The sequence below is a fragment of the Burkholderia sp. BCC1640 genome (genome assembly GCF_902833125.1).
Classification (GTDB): domain Bacteria; phylum Pseudomonadota; class Gammaproteobacteria; order Burkholderiales; family Burkholderiaceae; genus Burkholderia; species Burkholderia diffusa.
In genome coordinates, this window is the sequence record NZ_CADFEF010000104.1 from 1 (window position 1) to 844 (window position 844).

The window sequence follows — 844 nt, forward strand, 5'->3', positions numbered from 1 at the left end:
CGCACTGCGCAACGGCGCGCCGTTTCTGGATATGCCCGAGCCGCTGCAACGCCTGCGCCGCGCGCTGCTGCGCGAAACGGGCGGCGAGCGCGTGATGGCGAAAGTTCTGGCGCTGGTGCCGGAAAGCGGTCTGGGCACCGTGCTGATTGCGGTCGAGCTGGCACTTGAACAGGCGCCGCCCTCCGGGCGCGTCAGCGTCGAGCATGTGGTGAACGTGCTGTCGCGCATGCGCGGTGTGAAGATGCCACCGAAGATCGACACGGCGCTACAACTGACGACACCGCCGCTGGCCGACACATCGCGCTACGATGGCCTGCGCCCGGCACTGCAACAGCCGGAGGCCGGTCATGCGTGATCTGATCATCGAACTCAAACAGCTGCGGTTGCACGGCATGGCAGCCGGCTGGGGCGAGTTGCTCGAACAGGGTAACGTCGAGGTGGCGTCTTCGCAGTGGCTGCTCGAACGGCTGCTGCAGGCCGAGAGTGCGGATCGGGCCGTGCGTTCGGTCAGCCACCAGATGAACGCGGCGAAGTTCCCGGTGCATCGGGACATCGCCGGCTTCGACTTCGAGGGCTCACCGGTTGATCGCCAGCTCGTCATGCAACTGGCCAGCATGACGTTCACCGAAGGCGCACAGAACCTGGTTCTGGTCGGTGGCCCGGGCTCGGGCAAAACGCATCTGGCAACCGCCATCGGCGTGTCCGGAATCATGCATCACGGCAAGCGAGTGCGCTTCTACTCGACAGTGGATCTGGCCAACGCACTGGAACAGGAAAAGGCGCAGGGCCGTGCTGGACGGATCGCGGCGAGTCTGCTCCGCCTTGACCTGGTCATCCTGGACGA

Annotated in this window: 1 protein-coding gene and 1 pseudogene; both read left to right on the plus strand. The window is 65.5% G+C overall.

Annotated elements, in window-relative coordinates; translation table 11 throughout:
• Positions 1–355, plus strand: a pseudogene (locus HWX25_RS32655) (IS21 family transposase); the annotation flags it as partial.
• On the plus strand, positions 348–844 hold a 497-nt coding region (locus tag HWX25_RS32660; protein WP_175912717.1), incomplete at its 3' end, for an ATP-binding protein. The pseudogene HWX25_RS32655 and the gene HWX25_RS32660, both read left to right, overlap by 8 nt.